Annotated in this window: 16 protein-coding genes; 4 read left to right on the forward strand and 12 right to left on the reverse strand. The window is 67.8% G+C overall.

Annotated elements, in window-relative coordinates; translation table 11 throughout:
- The first annotated feature begins 141 nt into the window (after positions 1-141).
- From VMT65_RS17275 to VMT65_RS17285, 3 genes are all read left to right on the forward strand, one after another.
- A complete protein-coding gene (locus tag VMT65_RS17275) occupies positions 142-1,095 on the forward strand; it encodes an acyl-ACP desaturase (protein WP_326309297.1) in 954 nt (317 codons plus the stop codon).
- A gap of 59 nt (positions 1,096-1,154) precedes the next feature.
- The gene (locus tag VMT65_RS17280) at positions 1,155-2,483 is read left to right on the forward strand and encodes a serine/threonine-protein kinase (RefSeq protein ID WP_326309298.1); all 1,329 of its coding nucleotides are present in this window, start codon (positions 1,155-1,157) and stop codon (positions 2,481-2,483) included.
- A 106-nt stretch (positions 2,484-2,589) separates the two neighbouring features.
- On the forward strand, positions 2,590-4,095 hold the full coding sequence (locus VMT65_RS17285) for a serine/threonine-protein kinase (RefSeq protein WP_326309299.1): 1,506 nt from the start codon (positions 2,590-2,592) through the stop codon (positions 4,093-4,095).
- A 9-nt stretch (positions 4,096-4,104) separates the two neighbouring features.
- On the opposite strand, the gene VMT65_RS17290 is transcribed toward VMT65_RS17285, so the two are convergent.
- The 6 genes from VMT65_RS17290 to VMT65_RS17315 form a co-directional block, all read right to left on the reverse strand.
- Positions 4,105-4,896: a biotin--[acetyl-CoA-carboxylase] ligase gene (locus VMT65_RS17290; protein ID WP_326309300.1), complete on the reverse strand. Its 792-nt coding sequence runs from the start codon at positions 4,894-4,896 to the stop codon at positions 4,105-4,107.
- Positions 4,897-4,993: 97 nt separating this feature from the next.
- Complete coding sequence (locus VMT65_RS17295) at positions 4,994-5,227, reverse strand: hypothetical protein (RefSeq protein ID WP_326309301.1); 234 nt, start codon at positions 5,225-5,227, stop codon at positions 4,994-4,996.
- 89 nt (positions 5,228-5,316) lie between these two features.
- On the reverse strand, positions 5,317-5,661 hold the full coding sequence (locus VMT65_RS17300; RefSeq protein WP_326309302.1) for a hypothetical protein: 345 nt from the start codon (positions 5,659-5,661) through the stop codon (positions 5,317-5,319).
- Entirely contained in the window at positions 5,661-6,101 is a 441-nt protein-coding gene (locus VMT65_RS17305; RefSeq protein WP_326309303.1) for a DUF1707 SHOCT-like domain-containing protein, read from the reverse strand. The genes VMT65_RS17300 and VMT65_RS17305 overlap by 1 nt, the downstream gene beginning before the upstream one ends.
- 87 nt (positions 6,102-6,188) lie before the next feature.
- Positions 6,189-7,982: an acetyl/propionyl/methylcrotonyl-CoA carboxylase subunit alpha gene (locus tag VMT65_RS17310; protein WP_326309304.1), complete on the reverse strand. Its 1,794-nt coding sequence runs from the start codon at positions 7,980-7,982 to the stop codon at positions 6,189-6,191.
- Between the two features lie 198 nt (positions 7,983-8,180).
- A complete protein-coding gene (locus VMT65_RS17315) occupies positions 8,181-9,080 on the reverse strand; it encodes a sulfurtransferase (RefSeq protein WP_326309305.1) in 900 nt (299 codons plus the stop codon).
- A 166-nt stretch (positions 9,081-9,246) separates the two neighbouring features.
- Between VMT65_RS17315 and VMT65_RS17320 the strand changes: the two genes are divergently transcribed.
- Positions 9,247-10,071: a helix-turn-helix transcriptional regulator gene (locus VMT65_RS17320; RefSeq protein WP_326309306.1), complete on the forward strand. Its 825-nt coding sequence runs from the start codon at positions 9,247-9,249 to the stop codon at positions 10,069-10,071.
- Here VMT65_RS17320 and VMT65_RS17325 read toward each other — a convergent pair.
- The 6 genes from VMT65_RS17325 to VMT65_RS17350 form a co-directional block, all read right to left on the reverse strand.
- Positions 9,997-10,638, reverse strand: coding sequence for a Maf family protein (locus VMT65_RS17325; RefSeq protein WP_326309307.1), 642 nt, complete (start codon positions 10,636-10,638; stop codon positions 9,997-9,999). The two genes, VMT65_RS17320 and VMT65_RS17325, sit on opposite strands and share 75 nt — an antisense overlap.
- A gap of 6 nt (positions 10,639-10,644) precedes the next feature.
- Positions 10,645-10,959 carry an acyl-CoA carboxylase epsilon subunit gene (locus tag VMT65_RS17330; protein ID WP_326310285.1) on the reverse strand — a complete coding sequence of 105 codons (315 nt, stop codon included), beginning with the start codon at positions 10,957-10,959 and terminating at the stop codon, positions 10,645-10,647.
- A gap of 215 nt (positions 10,960-11,174) precedes the next feature.
- A complete protein-coding gene (locus tag VMT65_RS17335) occupies positions 11,175-12,812 on the reverse strand; it encodes an acyl-CoA carboxylase subunit beta (protein WP_326309308.1) in 1,638 nt (545 codons plus the stop codon).
- Between the two features lie 242 nt (positions 12,813-13,054).
- Complete coding sequence (locus VMT65_RS17340; protein ID WP_326309309.1) at positions 13,055-14,245, reverse strand: YncE family protein; 1,191 nt, start codon at positions 14,243-14,245, stop codon at positions 13,055-13,057.
- Between the two features lie 176 nt (positions 14,246-14,421).
- A complete protein-coding gene (lat, locus tag VMT65_RS17345) occupies positions 14,422-15,762 on the reverse strand; it encodes an L-lysine 6-transaminase (protein WP_326309310.1) in 1,341 nt (446 codons plus the stop codon).
- A gap of 90 nt (positions 15,763-15,852) precedes the next feature.
- Positions 15,853-16,305 carry an Lrp/AsnC family transcriptional regulator gene (locus tag VMT65_RS17350; protein WP_033085113.1) on the reverse strand — a complete coding sequence of 151 codons (453 nt, stop codon included), beginning with the start codon at positions 16,303-16,305 and terminating at the stop codon, positions 15,853-15,855.
- Positions 16,306-16,352 lie beyond the last annotated feature (47 nt).

Here is a 16,352-nt window from a genome sequence, read left to right on the forward strand (position 1 = left end):
GACGGTACGATCGACCGTCGCGCGTTGCCTTTACTTCCGAGTTGTTCGCAAGAGCTTCATGGTTGTTCGCAAGACCTTCACGTTTGTCCCGAGCGAGACCTTCCAGGCTTTTCCCGGTGTGCATGACTGCAGGAGGCGTGTGTGACCCGAGAGTTGACGCAGTATCAGATACTTCGAGAGCTCGAACCGGTGGCCGAGGCGAACCTGAATCGGCACCTGTCGATGGCCAAGGAATGGCACCCCCACGATTACGTGCCCTGGGACGAGGGCCGGAATTTCGCGGCGCTGGGCGGCGCGGACTGGGACCCCTCGCAGTCGCGCCTGAGCGAGGTCGCCAAGATCTCCATGGTCACCAATCTGCTGACCGAGGACAATCTGCCCTCGTATCACCGCGAGATCGCGGAGAACTTCTCCCAGGACGGCGCGTGGGGCACCTGGGTGGGCCGCTGGACGGCCGAGGAGAACCGGCACGGCATCGTCATGCGCGATTATCTGGTCGTGACGCGCGGCGTGGATCCGGTGGCATTGGAACAGGCCCGCATGATCCATATGACCAATGGCGCGCAGTCCCCGGAGGATTGGGGCGGATTTCTGGAGAATGTCGCGTATGTGACGTTCCAGGAATTGGCGACCCGGGTTTCGCACCGCAATACCGGCCGGGTGTGCAACGACCCGGTGGCCGACCGCATGCTGCAGCGCATCGCCGCCGACGAGAACCTGCACATGATCTTCTATCGCACCATGTGCGGCGCGGGCCTGGATCTGGTGCCCGATCAGGCCGTCGAGGCGATCACCAAGGTGCTCACCCATTTCGTCATGCCCGGCCACGGCATGCCCAACTTCCGCCGCAATGGCGTCATCATGGCCAAGCACGGCATCTACGACCTGCGCCAACACCTGGAAGAGGTCGTCGCGCCCGTGTTGAAGATCTGGAATATCTTCGAGCGCAGCGACTTCGGACCGCGCGGTGAAAAGGCGCGCGAGGAATTGGCCGCGTACATGGACAAGCTCGGGCAGGACGTACTCAAGTTCGAGGAACAGCGCGACCGGATGCTGGCGCGCGAAGCCGCGCGGGGGGAATTGCAGACCGTGTGATCCACCTGCGAGTTGCTCAGGTGTCCAATAAGTTCGGTTCGCTAAGGTGATCCCCCAGTGTGACGAGAGGAATTCCGTTGGGGGATGGCTACCTGGGCCGATACCGCCTCGACGAACTGCTCGGCAGCGGCGGGTCGGCGGAGGTATGGCGTGCGCACGACACCGTGGCGGACCGGACCGTCACGCTCAAGCTGCTGGCACCCGTACTGACCGCCGACCCCGAATACCGGCGGCGTTTCGAACGGGAGGCCCGGGCCGCCTCGCTGTTGCGCGGACCGCACGTGATGGCGGTGCACACCCACGGTGAACTCGAGGGGCGACTGTTCATCGATTCCGAATTCGTCGACGGGCTCGATATCGAGGCGCTGCTCGAATGGGAGGGGCCGATGGCCCCCGCCGCGGCCGTCGACCTCATCGCCCAGGTCGCCATCGCGCTGGACGAGGCGCACGCGGCCGGACTGATCCACCGGGATGTCAAGCCGCAGAACATCATCGTGGCACCCGACGATGTCGCCTACCTCATCGATTTCGGCACCGCCCTCGAGGAGAACGGCCAGACCGCCATCACCCAGATCGGCATGCTGGTCGGCACCCCCGCCTACATGGCGCCCGAGCGTTTCGAGGGTGCGAGCACGCCGCGCTCGGACATCTACTCGCTGGCGTGCGTCCTCTACGAATGCCTCACCGGGCAGCGACCTTTCCGGCTGCGCAATCCCGCGCAGCTCATGCGCGCCCACCTGGAACGCGATCCGGAGCCGCCCTCGAGTCTCGCACCGCTGGTGCCCGCGGCGCTCGACGCCGTGGTGGCACGCGGGCTGGCCAAGGATCCGGCCCAACGCTTCGCCAGCGCAGGCGAATTCGCCGCCGCCGCCCGGGCGGCGGTGGATACCGCGACCGTCGCGCCGCCGGGTGAGCAGGCACCGTCCGGACCGGTCACCGATGCGCCCCGGGCCGAAACACCCACTCTCACACTGTCGATCGACACCGACGCGCATGGTGCCGATCGCCGCCGGCCCCGGGGACGCGTGCTGACCGTCGCGGGTGCGCTGGCCGCGGCGTGCGCGATCGTCATGGGCGCGGCCTGGTACACCGTCCGCGCGGACGCCCCGGACGTCGATCAGCGCCCTCCCGCGCCGACCACCGCCGTCGTGGAATCCACTGTTCGCGAATCGATTCCACCGACCACCGAGGAACCCGCGCCGCCGCCGGAGACACCGGAGCCGGAACCCCCGGCCGAAACACCCGAGACCGAGTACCGGACTCCCGCCGCACCGGTGTGGACCCTGCCGCCGCCCCCGATCGAACTGCCCAACCTGTTCCCGGGCGGCGTGCTTCCCACGCTCCCGAACGGCAAACCCCACCGCGATCACCCGGGCCATCCGCACTAGCCGCGCCAGCGCGCCCCCGCGCGTCCGCCGCCGCCACATCCGCATGAACATTGCGACCGATCGTGGGTAGTGCCCTAGGGACACGCATCCGGCGAGAGGATTCCTCATGGGGGACAGGCGGTTCGGCCCCTACCGACTCGAGAATCTGCTGGGCAACGGCGGAACCGGACAGGTATGGCGGGCCCACGACACCCGCACCGAGCGCACCGTCGCCTTGAAACTGCTGGCGCGCGAACTGGCCGCCGACGACACGTACCGGCAGCGATTTCGGCGCGAGGCCCGCACGGCCGCGCGCCTGCACGAACCCCACGTGGTGCCCATTCACACCTTCGGGGAACACGACGGACAGCTGTTCATCGACATGGCCTATGTGGACGGCTCCGACCTGGGCAAGCTGCTGCGCGCCGACGGGCCGCTGCCGCCCACCACCGCCATCGACATCGTGTCGCAGGTCGCGGGGGCACTGGACGGGGCGCATCGGAACGGGCTGGTGCACCGGGATGTCAAGCCCTCCAACATCATCGTGATGCCGAGCGGTTTCACCTATCTCATCGACTTCGGCACCGTCCACCAGACCGGGCAGGCCACGCTCACCGGCAGCAGTCTGGTCATCGGCACACCCGCGTACATGGCACCGGAACGGTTCACCGGCACCGCCACCGCCCGCTCCGACATCTACTCGCTGGCGTGCGTGCTCTACGAATCCCTCACCGGGCGAAGACCTTTCCCGGACAACAATCCGGTGGCGCAGATGCACGCCCACCTCACGGCGGACCCGCCCCACCTCGCCGACGTGAATCCCGCCCTCCCCGGCGAATTGGACCATGTCATCGCGCGGGCGCTCGCCAAGGATCCGGAGCAGCGCTTCGAGACCGCGGGCGAATTCGCCGCCGCCGCGCGCACGGCCCTCACCCGCGCCAGCGCGTCCGCCACCACGCCGATTCCGGCGGCACCCGCCCCCACGAAACGGTTGCCGCCCATACCACCGGGTTCCGGGGAAGATCCCGAAGCCGCCGGGCTCGCAGTGGCGGCTCACGAGTCGGCTCCCGTTCCGGATCGCGTGCTCGGCCGGGAGGAAGGGGCCGCGGCCGCCGTGGTGCCGCCCGGCTCTATCCTGCCCGGTCCCACCCGTGCCGAAACCGCACGGCGCACGGTGTTTCCGCGACGCTTCGCCGCCGCGGTGGCGGTCGCGGCCGTCGTGGTCGGAGCCGGATCCGGTTGGGCGGTCTGGCACGCCGGTCACCGGTCCGACCCGACACCGGTGCGGACCACGCAGGCTCCGGCGCCCGCCGGTACCCCCTCCGATGGGGGCACCACGACCGAGGCACCCCGCCACGCGCAGACCACGGCTCCGGCCAATCCCTATACGGCTCCGCCGTCATCGACCGTCGAGAGCCCACCCGCGTCGACCGTTCCGGCCCCGGCACCGCAGCCGTCCACCGCCGCGCCCCAACCGAATCCGACGGTCGCGCCGACCACGCTGCCATTCCCGTTCCCGCAGAACTTCACGCCGCCGGGGCAGCTCCGACCGACCGCGGACAAGCCGGGCAATGGACAGGGCAACGACGAACGGGGCGGCAAGCCGCCGAAGCCCACCAAAGTGCCCGACTGACAGTCGATCTCAGTAATCGGCGCGCAGATGGGTCACATCGCCCGCCGAGACGGCGCGATCGCCGACCAGCAGGCGGCCGTGCGGGTCGATACCCGTGGCGATGCCGGTGAGCACCTGGCCGCCGGGCAGCTCGGCCCGCACCTCGGTGCCGAGCGTGGAACAGCGGTCCCGGTAGGCGGCCGACAGCTCGGCGGTATCCCAGCCCGCGGCCTCCCAGTCGGCGAAGCGCCCGGCGAACTCGCGCAGGATGGCGGACACCAGGGCGGTCCGGTCCGGATGCTCGACGCCGGAGAGCAGCAGCGAAGTCGCGTGGGGCACAGGGAGTTCCGCCTCGGTGAGGCTCACGTTCAGGCCCACGCCGACCACCACGGCGGGATCGGTTCCGGCGGCGGCGATCTCGGCGAGAATTCCGGCCAGCTTGCGACCCTCGATCAGAACATCATTGGGCCACTTGAGAACCGCCTTCACCCCGGTGGTCGAGCGCACCGCGTCCACCACCGCGACACCGGTCAACAGCGGCAGCCAACCCAGCGTCGCCGGATCGATACCGCGCACCCGCACCAGCACGGACATCGAGATCTGCGCCCGCGGCGGACCCACCCACTGCCGGTCGTGCCGCCCGCGCCCGCGGTCCTGCGACTCCGCGATCAACACCAGCCGATCCGCCTGCGGATCCGCGGCCCGCGCAACCAGATCCGCGTTCGTCGAACCGGTCGACTCGACCACCTCCACGCCCGAGAAGAACCCGAGCTCAGCGGCATTCCTGGCCAGCAAGTCAGCATCCAGCGGCGACCTCTCCATGCACTTGAACCTACTCCCCGCCGATCGCCCGCTCGCCTCCGCCACCCATGCGAAAGGGGCGGGCCCGGAATCGGACCCGCCCCTTTCCACCTCGCCGCTAAACCCCGGCGAGGGCCAATCCCGCGTCCGGCATTCGCGCGTAGTCGTACGCATCGGCAATGGCGTCACCGTCGCGCGGGGTGAGCCCGCCGTCGGTCCCGGACGCGCCCGGGCCGTCCGAGGTCTCGCTGTACTCCGGTTCGGTCACGGTCGGCTCCGGGTCCTGGATCCGCCAGTGCAGGAACGAGGCCGCTGTCGCCCGTTCCGCCACGTGTTCACTCCAGCTCCACATAACCGCCTCCCCTGGTCGTCGGTTTCGGCTGCGACTTCAGGGTCCCCCACAAGGGGTCGGCGGCACGACTTATTTTTCCGCGGGCCGGTTCAGGCGTCGATCGGTTCCAGTCCGAGGGCTCCAGCGGTGAAGCGGCGCACGGTGGTGAGACCGTCCGCGAGGGCCTCGTCGTATCCGGTCCGCGCCCACCCGGTCACCGTCGCGGTGCCGTCCGCGTGCGGCCGCACCCCGATCTCGGCGACCATCTCCGCGGTGGTGGGCACGCACACCGCCCACGAGAAGTGGCTCTCCGCGGCCCATTCCGCGCTGCGCCGGGTCACGTACTCCGGATCGGTGATGCCGCCGTCGGCCAGGGCCGGGCGGTCGTCGATGCGGTCGTCGGCGCGCAGGGCCCGCAGATACCAACTGCCCGCATTGATCTCAATGGGTTCCATCAGTCCTCCGATCCCCGATCCAGCCGCCGCTGCCGCTTGCGGTCGCGCTTGTCCAGGCGCACCCGCCGCTGCTGCCGTTCCCGGCTGCTCTCCCCGAACAACAGCGCCCCCGCCAGCGGAATCAACAGGAACACCCACCACTGGTGGGTCACGAAGAACAGGATCACCGCGAGAATCGGGATCACCGGCATCACGCGCTCGGGCCAGTGCGCGCCGAACCGCGATTCCCGTTGCGCCGGAACCGGCTTCTCGGCAACGGGTTCCGGCAGGTCGGTGAACACCCGCTCGAGATCCCCGCGGGTCAGTGCCGCCGCCACGATCCCACTGCGCTCGTCGAACTCGGCGACACTCAACCGCCCCGCCGCGAAATGATCCGATAACCGCTTCATCGCGTCCTCGCGCTCGGCGGTACCGATACGGATCTCGGGTGGTTCAGCCATGTCACGACCTTAGCGCGAGTGGCCGCTCACCTGCAGGTGAGCGGCCACTCGGCGAATTGTCTTGCGCTACTTGATCTCGGCCTTGCGTTACTTGATCTCGGCGAGCACGGTGCCCTGGGTGATGGCCGCGCCGGCCTCGACCGCGAGCCCGGTGATGACACCGGCCTTGTGCGCGGTGACCGGGTTCTCCATCTTCATGGCCTCGAGCACCACCACCAGATCACCGGCCTCCACGGTCTGACCCTCCTCGACGGCCACCTTCACCACGGTGCCCTGCATCGGGGCGGTCACCGCGTCACCGGACGCGGCACCGGCGCCCGCGCCACCGCGCTTGCGCGGCTTGGGCTTCTTGCGCACCACACCCGCGCCATTGCCGGAAGCGGCCGCGCCGACGGAGAACTGACCCGGCAGCGACACCTCAAGACGACGGCCGCCGACCTCGACGACCACCTTCTGCCGCGGAGCCTCGTCCTCGTCCTCGATCGGCTGGCCACCGGTGTAGGGCTGAATCGGGTTGTCCCACTCGTTCTCGATCCACTTGGTGTAGACATCGAACTTGGTGCCGTCACCGACGAACGCCGGGTTCTCCACAATGTGGCGGTGGAACGGCAGAACCGTGGCCAGACCCTCGATCTCGTACTCGGCGAGCGCGCGAGCGGCCCGCTGCAGCGCCTGCTCACGGGTCTCACCGGTCACGATCAGCTTGGCCAGCATCGAGTCGAACTGGCCACCGATGACACTGCCCTCGACCACACCGGAATCCACGCGCACACCCGGGCCCGCGGGCTCCTTGTACACGGTCACCGGGCCGGGGGCGGGCAGGAAGTTACGGCCCGCGTCCTCACCGTTGATGCGGAACTCGAAGGCGTGCCCGCGCGGAGTCGGGTCCTCCTTGATGGACAGCTCGTGGCCCTCGGCGATGCGGAACTGCTGGCGCACCAGGTCGATTCCGGCGGTCTCCTCGGTGACCGGGTGCTCGACCTGCAGACGCGTGTTCACCTCGAGGAACGACACGGTCTCGCCCTGCACCAGGTATTCCACGGTGCCCGCACCGTAGTAACCGGCCTCACGGCAGATCCGCTTGGCCGACTCGTGGATCTTCGAACGCACCTCGTCGGACAGGAACGGCGCGGGGGCCTCCTCGACGAGCTTCTGGAAGCGACGCTGCAGCGAGCAGTCACGGGTGCCGGCGACCACGACATTGCCGTGCTTGTCGGCGATGACCTGCGCCTCCACGTGGCGGGCCTTGTCCAGGTACTGCTCCACGAAGCACTCACCACGACCGAAGGCCGCCACGGCCTCACGGGTCGCGGACTCGAACAGCTCCGGAATCTCCTCGATGGTGTGGGCGACCTTCATGCCGCGACCACCACCACCGAAGGCGGCCTTGATGGCCACCGGCACGCCGTACTCCTTGGCGAACGCCACGACCTCTTCGGCGTTCTTGACCGGATCCTTGGTACCCGCGGCCATCGGGGCCTGCGCGCGCTCGGCGATGTGGCGGGCGGTGACTTTGTCACCCAGATCCCGAATCGACTGCGGCGACGGGCCGATCCAGATCAGGCCCGCGTCGATCACGGCCTGGGCGAAATCGGCGTTCTCCGACAGGAACCCGTAACCGGGGTGGATCGCGTCCGCACCCGACTTGGCGGCGGCATCGAGAATCTTGTCGAACACCAGGTACGACTCGGCCGAAGTCTGACCACCCAGCGCGAACGCCTCATCAGCCAGCTTCACGAACGGCGCGTCCGCGTCCGGCTCGGCATACACGGCGACACTGGCGATCCCGGCGTCCTTGGCAGCCCGGATCACGCGCACGGCGATCTCGCCTCGATTGGCTACGAGGACCTTCGTGATCTGCGCGTTGGCATGGTTGGGCACTGAGCCTCCTGTGCTCTGGATACTTTCGTCTGTCGGGATTGTAGGCATCGTGCCAACAAAGCCCGCACCTGGATAGGGCTACTTACGAGTAGGCCCGAAGAGTGAGCAATCCGACTCTCGAGACTCTCTTTTTAGAACCTGTTCTACCAGATTCTCCCGAGACCCTCGCCTGTGAATCACTCGAAAGGGTCTCGAGCGTTACGAGCTTGCCATGCCCGACGGGATGGCGCCCGGTTCTTGCCCGACTACGATAGGCGCCCCGACGGCGTTGGCCCATTCGGTCCACGAGCCGTCGTAGTTGCGCACCCCCCACACGCCCAGCAGGTAGGTGAGAACGAACCAGGTCAGCGCCGAGCGCTCGCCGATGCGCGAGTAGACCAGGGGCGCGACGGCGTCCACGACGCCGCCGTAGATGACATCGAGTTCGGCCCGGGGACGGAAGCGGGCGTCCGCGCCGACGGAGGACGTCCACGGGATGTTCACGGCGGTGGGAATGTGGCCCGCCCGCAGCGCCTGCTCCTCCGGGCGGTCCAGCACCACCAATTCGCCCGTGTACTCCTCGAATACGCGCGCGTCGATCAGCGGGCCCCCGAGATGCGCCACCACGTCCTGACGGAAGGCCCGTGCGGTCTTGTCGTCGCGGTCGACCACCGGGTACTCGCCCAGGCCCGCGACGGGCACCTCGAAGGTGGTGTCCCGGGCCTCGGAGATCCACGCATCGCGGCCACCGTCCAGCAGGCGCACGTCCTCATGTCCGAAGAGGGAGAACACCCACAGGGTGGCGGCCGCGGTGCCGTTGGATTTATCGCCGTAAATCACCACGGTGTCGTCTCGTTCGATGCCCTTGGCACGCATAAGGTTGGCGAAGGCCGCGCCGTCGATGACATCGCGCGTACGAGGATCGATCAGTTCCGAACGCCAGTCGACCTTGATGGCACCCGGGACATGGCCGATGTCGTATAGCAATATGTCTTCGTTGGACTCGATGATCTTGAGTCCCGGCGTGCCGATGTTTGCCGACAGCCACTCTGTGGTTACTAGTCGGTGAGGATGTGCGTAGGAGCCGAATGATTGATGCGGATCCGGAGCGACGGGCACGTTGTGGTCCTTCACGCGTGGTGGGTTAGGTATTGGCGGTTCTGATTCTCGACACCGATCGTAGGCATGTGGTGGATACGAAACTCGTTTCAGATCACGAATCGGATGATTGGGCGAATTAAGCGCAGCTTCATCCGATAAAGTCTCTCGAGAGGAGGGGTGAGCTATGTCCGATTCTTGGCCGCGACGGCGACTGCTTGCGATCCTACGTGGCGCCAGCGAGCCTCTCGACGCCCAGGAACTGGCGCGCGTCACCGGCCAGCATGTGACCACGGTTCGTTTCCATTTGGACGTCCTCACCCGCGAATCGCTGGTCCGCCAATTCCAGCAGCCGCCGCGCGGCCGCGGCCGCCCCCGCATCGGCTATACCGCGGTACAGCGATCGGTCGGTTATCAGGAATTGGCGCAAGTCCTGGCCGACCAACTCGGCAGCGATCCGCGCCGCCGCTCCGACGCCGCCATTCAGGCGGGCCGGGCCTGGGGCTCGAAGCTCGAGGCGGTGGACCAGCCCGTCGAATCGCTCGAGGACGCCAAGGACCTCACCGTCACCCTCATGTCCGAACTCGGCTTCGCCCCCGAACGCGATCACGCCAGCGAGACCGAGGAGTCGGCCCTCATCCGCATGACCGCCTGCCCGCTGCGCGAACTGGCCCGCACGCACTCCGAGGTGGTGTGCGGCGTGCACCTGGGGCTCATGCGAGAAGTGCTGGACCGCAATGGCGGTCGCGACACCGTGAACGTGCGCCTGCACCCGTTCGTGGAACCCGAACTGTGCGTGGCGCGCCTGGAAATGCTGCGGGCCAGCACCGGCGAGGCCCTGCGCGAGGAGGAAGCCCCAGCCGATCCCGGCGAGCCCCGATTAGCGCCGTCGACCAGCCGCATCGCGCCGCAATTGCGCACCGCGACAGAGCCTCAGTTACGCGCGGTCAGCGACCCACAGTTGCGCAATGCCGACGCCCACCTCGGCAAGCAGTCGACGAACCAGCGGTAGTCCGATCCCGATCACGCTCGACGGATCACCGTCGATGCGGTCCACGAACCACCCGCCCAGACCGTCCAGGGTGAAGGAACCGGCCACCTGCAACGGCTCCCCCGTCGCGATGTAGGCGTCGAGTTCGTCCGGGTCCGGCTTGGCGAAATGCACGGTGGTGGCACTGCAGTCGGCCGCCGCGCCGACGATCTCGCCATCGCGCAGCCGCAGCACGCTGTGGCCGGTGAGCAGATCCGCACTGCGCCCGGCCATTTCGGCCCAGCGGGCGCGCGCCACCTCGGGGGTCAGCGGCTTGCCCTGCAGCTCGCCGTCCACGAGCAGCATCGAATCACAGCCCACCACAACGGAATCGGCGAAGGCCGGATCGGCCGCGAGCTGCCCGGCGATCTCCCGGGCCTTGGCGCGGGCCAATTCGACCACCACTCGATCGGGCGCGGTATCGGCGGGCAGCGCCGCCATCACGGCGTCCTCGTCCACGTGGGACACCCGAACCACCGGGTCGACCCCCGCGTTGCGCAGGACGCCGAGCCGGGCCGGGGATTGGGAGGCCAGTACGAAGACCGTCACCGGCGGTCAGTCGCGCAGGTGCGACAGGGCCGGGAAAGCGTAGGGCGAGAACGGCGAGGAGCCGCGGTGCAGCAGGGTCGGGCGACCCCAGTGATCGGCCGGGCCGTTGTCCACGGGGGCCGCGGCGGCGCTCGCCGAGGCGGCGGCGAACACGGCGACCAGCGCGGCGAGTTCGAGGTCGGTCGGATTGCCCTTCAGGACCTGGACGATCGGTCCGGTGCTCGCGGGCTCCGTCTCGGCGGCGGTCGTCTCGACCGTGTCGGCCAGCTCGTCGACGGCTAGATCCAGTTCGGCGGCGCGCAGCACTTCTTCATCGGCCATGGTCGTCACAGCGCCAGTCCTCCTGTCCGTTCGCCGCAGGGTGCGCGGCGCGTTCGCGGCCGGAGCATGTCTTCCGGGACGCAAACGGTATTCGATACAACCCTCGAGAGCGAGGGCCATTCCTGAACATCTTTGCTCGGATGAGGCGATCGTGCGCGGTACGAGTGTCTTGCCCTAATGGACAGTGTGCGCCCCATACCGCGCATATCGCGATATCAGAGCGGAATGTTGCCGTGCTTCTTCGGCGGCAGGGACACCATCTTGCGTTCCAGCAGCCGCAGCGCCGACACGATCTGGCCGCGGGTGTGCGAGGGCGGGATGACCGCGTCCACGTAGCCGCGCTCGGCCGCCACGTACGGGTTGACCAGGGTGTCCTCGTACTCGTTCTGCAGCTCGAGGCGCAGCGCGTCCACGTCGTTGCCCTCGGCCGCGGCCTGCTGCAGCTGCTTGCGGTAGACGAAGCCGACCGCGCCCGAGGCGCCCATGACCGCGATCTGGGCGGTCGGCCAGGCCAGGTTCACATCCGCGCCCATGTGCTTGGAACCCATGACGTCGTAGGCGCCACCGTAGGCCTTGCGGGTGATGATTGTGATCTTCCCCACAGTGGCCTCGCCGTAGGCGTACAGCAGCTTCGCGCCGCGGCGAATGATGCCGTTGTACTCCTGGCCGGTGCCGGGCAGGAAGCCGGGCACGTCGACCAGGGTGATGATCGGGACATTGAAGGCGTCGCAGGTGCGCACGAAGCGCGCGGCCTTCTCCGAGGCGTCGATGTCCAGGCAGCCCGCGAACTGCATGGGCTGGTTGGCGACGATGCCGACGCTGCGGCCGTCGATGCGGGCGAAGCCGACGATCACGTTCATCGCGCGCTCGGCCTGGACCTCGAGGAACTCCTCGTCGTCGACCAGGCGGTTGATGACCTCGTGCATGTCGTAGGGCTGGTTCGGCGAGTCCGGGACGATGGTGTCCAGCTCGAGGTCGGTCTCGGTGAGGTTCTCCTCGATCGCGCCGATGGCGGCGGTGGCCGGGAAGCGCGGGGCCTCGGCGCGGTTGTTGCTCGGCAGGTAGCTCAGCAGATCGCGGACGTAGTCCAGCGCGTCCTGCTCACCGGAGGCGACATAGTGCGCCACACCGGATTTCACCATGTGGGTGTGGGCGCCGCCCAGCTCCTCCATGGTGACCTCTTCGCCGGTGACGGTCTTGATGACGTCGGGGCCGGTGACGAACATCTGCGAGGTCTGGTCGACCATGACCACGAAGTCGGTCAGCGCGGGCGAGTACACGTGACCGCCCGCGGCCGGGCCCATGATCAGCGAGATCTGCGGGATGACGCCCGAGGCCTGGATATTGCGGTGGAAGATCTCACCGTAAAGCCCCAGGGAGACAACGCCTTCCTGGATGCGCGCGCCCGCGCCCTCGTTGATGCCGATGAGCGGACGGCCGGTGCGCAGCGCCAGATCCATGACCTTGACGATCTTCTCGCCGTAGACCTCGCCCAGCGAGCCGCCGAAGACGGTGACGTCCTGGGAGAAGATGCAGACGTCGCGGCCGTCGATGGTGCCGTAGCCGGTGACCACGCCGTCGCCCAGCGGACGCTGGTTCTCCAGGCCGAAGTTCACGCTGCGGTGGCGGGCCAGGGCGTCGAGTTCGACGAACGAGCCCTCGTCCAGCAGGGCGAGGATGCGCTCGCGCGCGGTCATCTTGCCCTTGGCGTGGACCTTGTCGACCGCGGCCTCACCCATCGGATGCTTGGCTTCTTCCAGCCGATTGCGCAGATCAGCGAGCTTACCGGCGGTGGTGTGGATATCTGGGGCACCTGCCGAACCCGGCGAAGGCTGCTGCTGGACACTCGTCATGACGGGGAGTGTAACCAGTACCAGAGGCCTTATGTAATCCAGACGGGGCTACTCATGAGTATGGTTATTGGCTACCCGCCAGTAGAAAGGCGCAGGTAGAGGCCACTATTCGGGTGGTTGAGGACACCGACCCGAACAATGTTCAATAGCGGACTTCCACAGTCATCCGAGCAAGTATTTGGTCGGGCCCACACTCGGTCCGCGCCAACGCATTACGCCGATCTCACCGCATTACGCCGGTCTCACCGCATGACGCCGGTGTGGCCGGTCGAGTAGCGGCCGGGCTGGGGCCAGATGGTCAGCCCGTGCGCGCCGCGGCCGACGGGGATGCGGGCCAACAGCTTCCAGTCCACGATGTCGATGGCGTAGACCTCGCCGTGATTGCGGCCGGAGACCCAGAAGACGCGGCCGTCGGCGGAGAGATTTCCCATATCCGGGCTGCCGCCGCCGGGGATGTGCCAGGTGTCGAGGAGCTTGTTGGTCGCGAAGTCCCAGACCGAGATGCTGCCCTCCTTGCGGTTGGTGATGAGCATCCGCGCGGAATCGCGGGTGACGTAGAGGCCGTGGGTGCCCGCGCCGGTCTCGACGAAGCCGGTGTTGTCGAAGGTCTTGGCGTCGAAGGTGTAGACGCCATTGGCCATCATGTCGGCGACGTAGAAGGTGCGGCCGTCGGGTGCGAGCTTGACGTCCTGCGGCATGCCCGAGTGGCCGCCGGGCAGGTCGATCATGCGCAGCAGCGACAGGTTCGCGATGTCGACCACGGCCATCCGGCCGCTGAACTCGCAGCTGACCAGGGCCGTGCGGCCGTCGGCGGTGAAGTCCATGTGATTGACGCCGGTGCAGTCGGGCACCGGGATGTCGCGCAGCTTCTCCCAGGTGTGCGGGTCGTAGAGGTCCAGGGAGCGATCGGCCTCGGCGACGACGAGGGCGTATCTGCCGTCGGGGGTGAAGTACATGTTGTACGGGTCGCGCACGGGGATGGGGTCGCCGGGCTTGCCGGTGCGCGGATCGATGGGGAGCAGGCTGCCGCTGCCGATCGGGAGATCGTTGTTGGCGTAGAGCATCTGCAGGTCGTAGGACGGGACGACGTGCTGGGGCTCGCGGCCGCCGGAGGGGAAGGTGTCGACGACCTGGAAGCTGTCCGGGTCGATGACGGTGATGGTGTTGGACTCGCTGTTGGGGACGTAGACCCGGGTGGGCTGATCGGCCACGGTCGGGCTGAGTTCGCGGGTCGCGGCGTAGACGTCGGTGGAGGAGAGCGGCGGCGGCATGCCGGGTAGCAGGTCCGGCGCGGCGGCCGCCGCGGGCGAGGCGTCCGCCGGGCCGGACGACGGGGTGGAAAGGTGCGCGGACGGGCCCGACTGGCCACTCGAGCAACCGGCCAGCATCGCTACCGAGAGGACCAACCCCAGACGTGCACGGCGCGCGATCACAGAGCGCACCGTGCCATGCCCGCATTGCGGTGAGCTGACATGTCGTCGAATAGTAGGCGGCGACATGGAGTTTCGCGGCGGGTTCACGGAGTGTCGTGCAGCGCCACGCGGTTCGGGCAAACGCCACTATTCAGCAAATGCGGGCAACCCGGACCCGATCCGGTCCGGGTTGCGGCTCAACGCAATACACGCTCCAGGGCGTCGACGGCCTCGTCCAGCTCCGCCTTGGTTACCGTCAGCGGCGGCCGGAATCGAATGCCGCGTTCGCCGGTGCCGAGGATCAGCACGCGCTCCTCCTCGCGCAGCCGGGTCACCACCTCGTCGCGCCGCTGCGGCGTCGCGAGGGTGACCGCGCACATCAGGCCGCGGCCGCGCGGATCGGTGACTTCCGCATGGGCACGGGCCAATTCGGTCAGCCGGGCCAGCAGGTGCGGGCCGAGTTCGGCGGCGCGGGCCACCAGATCCTCGTGCTCCATCACCTCGAAGACCCGCCGCGCCCGCACCATATCGACGAGATTGCCGCCCCAGGTGGAGTTCAGGCGCGAGCTGACGTGGAACACATTGTCGGGCACCTCGTCCACGCGACCGCCCGCCATGATGCCGCACACCTGGGTCTTCTTGCCGAAGGCCACCACGTCCGGCTCCAGGCCGAGCTGCTGGTAGGCCCAGGTGGTGCCGGTCATGCCGACGCCGGTCTGCACCTCGTCGAGGATGAACAGGGCGTCGTGCTCGTGGCACAGGTCCTGGACAGCGCGCAGGAATTCGGGCCGCAGATGCCGATCGCCGCCCTCGCCCTGAATCGGCTCGGCAATGAAACACGCTATGTCGTGCGGGTTTTCGGCGAAGGCGCGGCGGGCCTGCGCCAGCGCGTGTGCCTCGGCGGCCTCGATATCGGGGTGATCCGGTCCGACATACGGGGTTTCGATGCGAGGCCAGTCGAATTTCGGGAAGCGCGCGGTCTTCACCGGATCGGTGTTGGTGAGCGAGAGCGTATATCCGGTGCGGCCGTGGAAGGCTCCGGTCAGATGCAGCACCTTGGTGCCGAGTTCCGGTGCGCGCCCGTGCATTTCATTGTGGCGCGACTTCCAGTCGAAGGCGGCCTTGAGCGCGTTCTCCACCGCGAGTCCGCCGCCGTCGATGAAGAACAGGTGCGGCAGCCGCGGATCGCCGAGCACCCGCGCGAAGGTGTCCACGAAGCGCGCCATCTCGACGGTGTAGATGTCGGAGTTGCTGGGCTTGTTGAGCGCCGCGGCGGTGAGGTTGGCCAGGAAGTGCTTGTCACCCAGCAGGGCCGGGTGGTTCATGCCGAGGGTGTTGGAGGCGAAGAAGCCGAACATGTCGAGGTACGCCGTGCCGTCGCGGGCGTCCACGAGTCGGCGACCGCGCGATTTTCGCAGGTCGAGGACGAGGTCGAAGCCGTCGGCGAGAATGCTCGCGGCCAGGATCTCATGCACCCGGGCGGGGGTGACCAATGTGGTTTCGGCTGCCGCCCCGAGCCGATCGAGTTCGAGGGTCACGCCACCCAGCGTAAATGAACTTTTACGGCCAGTCCCGTAAGTTCAGGAAAAAATACGTTCGTAACCGCCCTGTCACCGAATGTCTCCGGCTCACTTGTCGTAAAATGTCTGGAGAATGATGGTGCTGCGGGTTCGCACATTGGCCGTCGCGCGGATCTCCTGGAGCAGCTGCTCGAGGTGCCTGGGCGAGGCCACCCGCACCATCAGCATGTAGCTCTCATCACCGGCCACCGAGTGGCAGGCCTCGATGCCGGGAATGTGCTGCAGCAGTGCGGGTGCGTCATCGGGTTGCGACGGGTCGAGAGGAGTGATCGCGACGAATGCCGACAGCATCTGCCCCAGCGCCTCGGGATCGACGTTCGCCGTATAGCCGCGGATCACGCCGCGGGCCTCCAAGCGCCGCACCCGCGACTGCACCGCGGACACCGAAAGGTTCGCCTTCTCCGCCAGATTGGACAGGGTGGCGCGACCATCGGCAATCAGCTCACGGATCAGCAGTCGATCGATGTCGTCGAGTACGGGTTTCGCCGGTGTATCCGCCATCAGCGAAGGCTAACGCAGCGAACCGAACTCGGTGCCGGAACCCAACC

The organism is Nocardia sp. CDC153 (genome assembly GCF_035818515.1).
Taxonomy (GTDB): domain Bacteria; phylum Actinomycetota; class Actinomycetes; order Mycobacteriales; family Mycobacteriaceae; genus Nocardia.

Coding starts and splice junctions, on each gene's coding strand:
- VMT65_RS17285 (WP_326309299.1), top strand. CDS start 2,590: ATGGGGGACAGGCGGTTCGGCCCCTACCGACTCGAGAATCTGCTGGGC.
- VMT65_RS17295 (WP_326309301.1), bottom strand. CDS start 5,227: ATGTGGAGCTGGAGTGAACACGTGGCGGAACGGGCGACAGCGGCCTCG.
- VMT65_RS17320 (WP_326309306.1), top strand. CDS start 9,247: ATGTCCGATTCTTGGCCGCGACGGCGACTGCTTGCGATCCTACGTGGC.
- VMT65_RS17350 (WP_033085113.1), bottom strand. CDS start 16,305: ATGGCGGATACACCGGCGAAACCCGTACTCGACGACATCGATCGACTG.
- VMT65_RS17300 (WP_326309302.1), bottom strand. CDS start 5,661: ATGGAACCCATTGAGATCAATGCGGGCAGTTGGTATCTGCGGGCCCTG.
- VMT65_RS17335 (WP_326309308.1), bottom strand. CDS start 12,812: ATGACGAGTGTCCAGCAGCAGCCTTCGCCGGGTTCGGCAGGTGCCCCA.
- VMT65_RS17290 (WP_326309300.1), bottom strand. CDS start 4,896: ATGGAGAGGTCGCCGCTGGATGCTGACTTGCTGGCCAGGAATGCCGCT.
- VMT65_RS17330 (WP_326310285.1), bottom strand. CDS start 10,959: ATGGCCGATGAAGAAGTGCTGCGCGCCGCCGAACTGGATCTAGCCGTC.
- VMT65_RS17305 (WP_326309303.1), bottom strand. CDS start 6,101: ATGGCTGAACCACCCGAGATCCGTATCGGTACCGCCGAGCGCGAGGAC.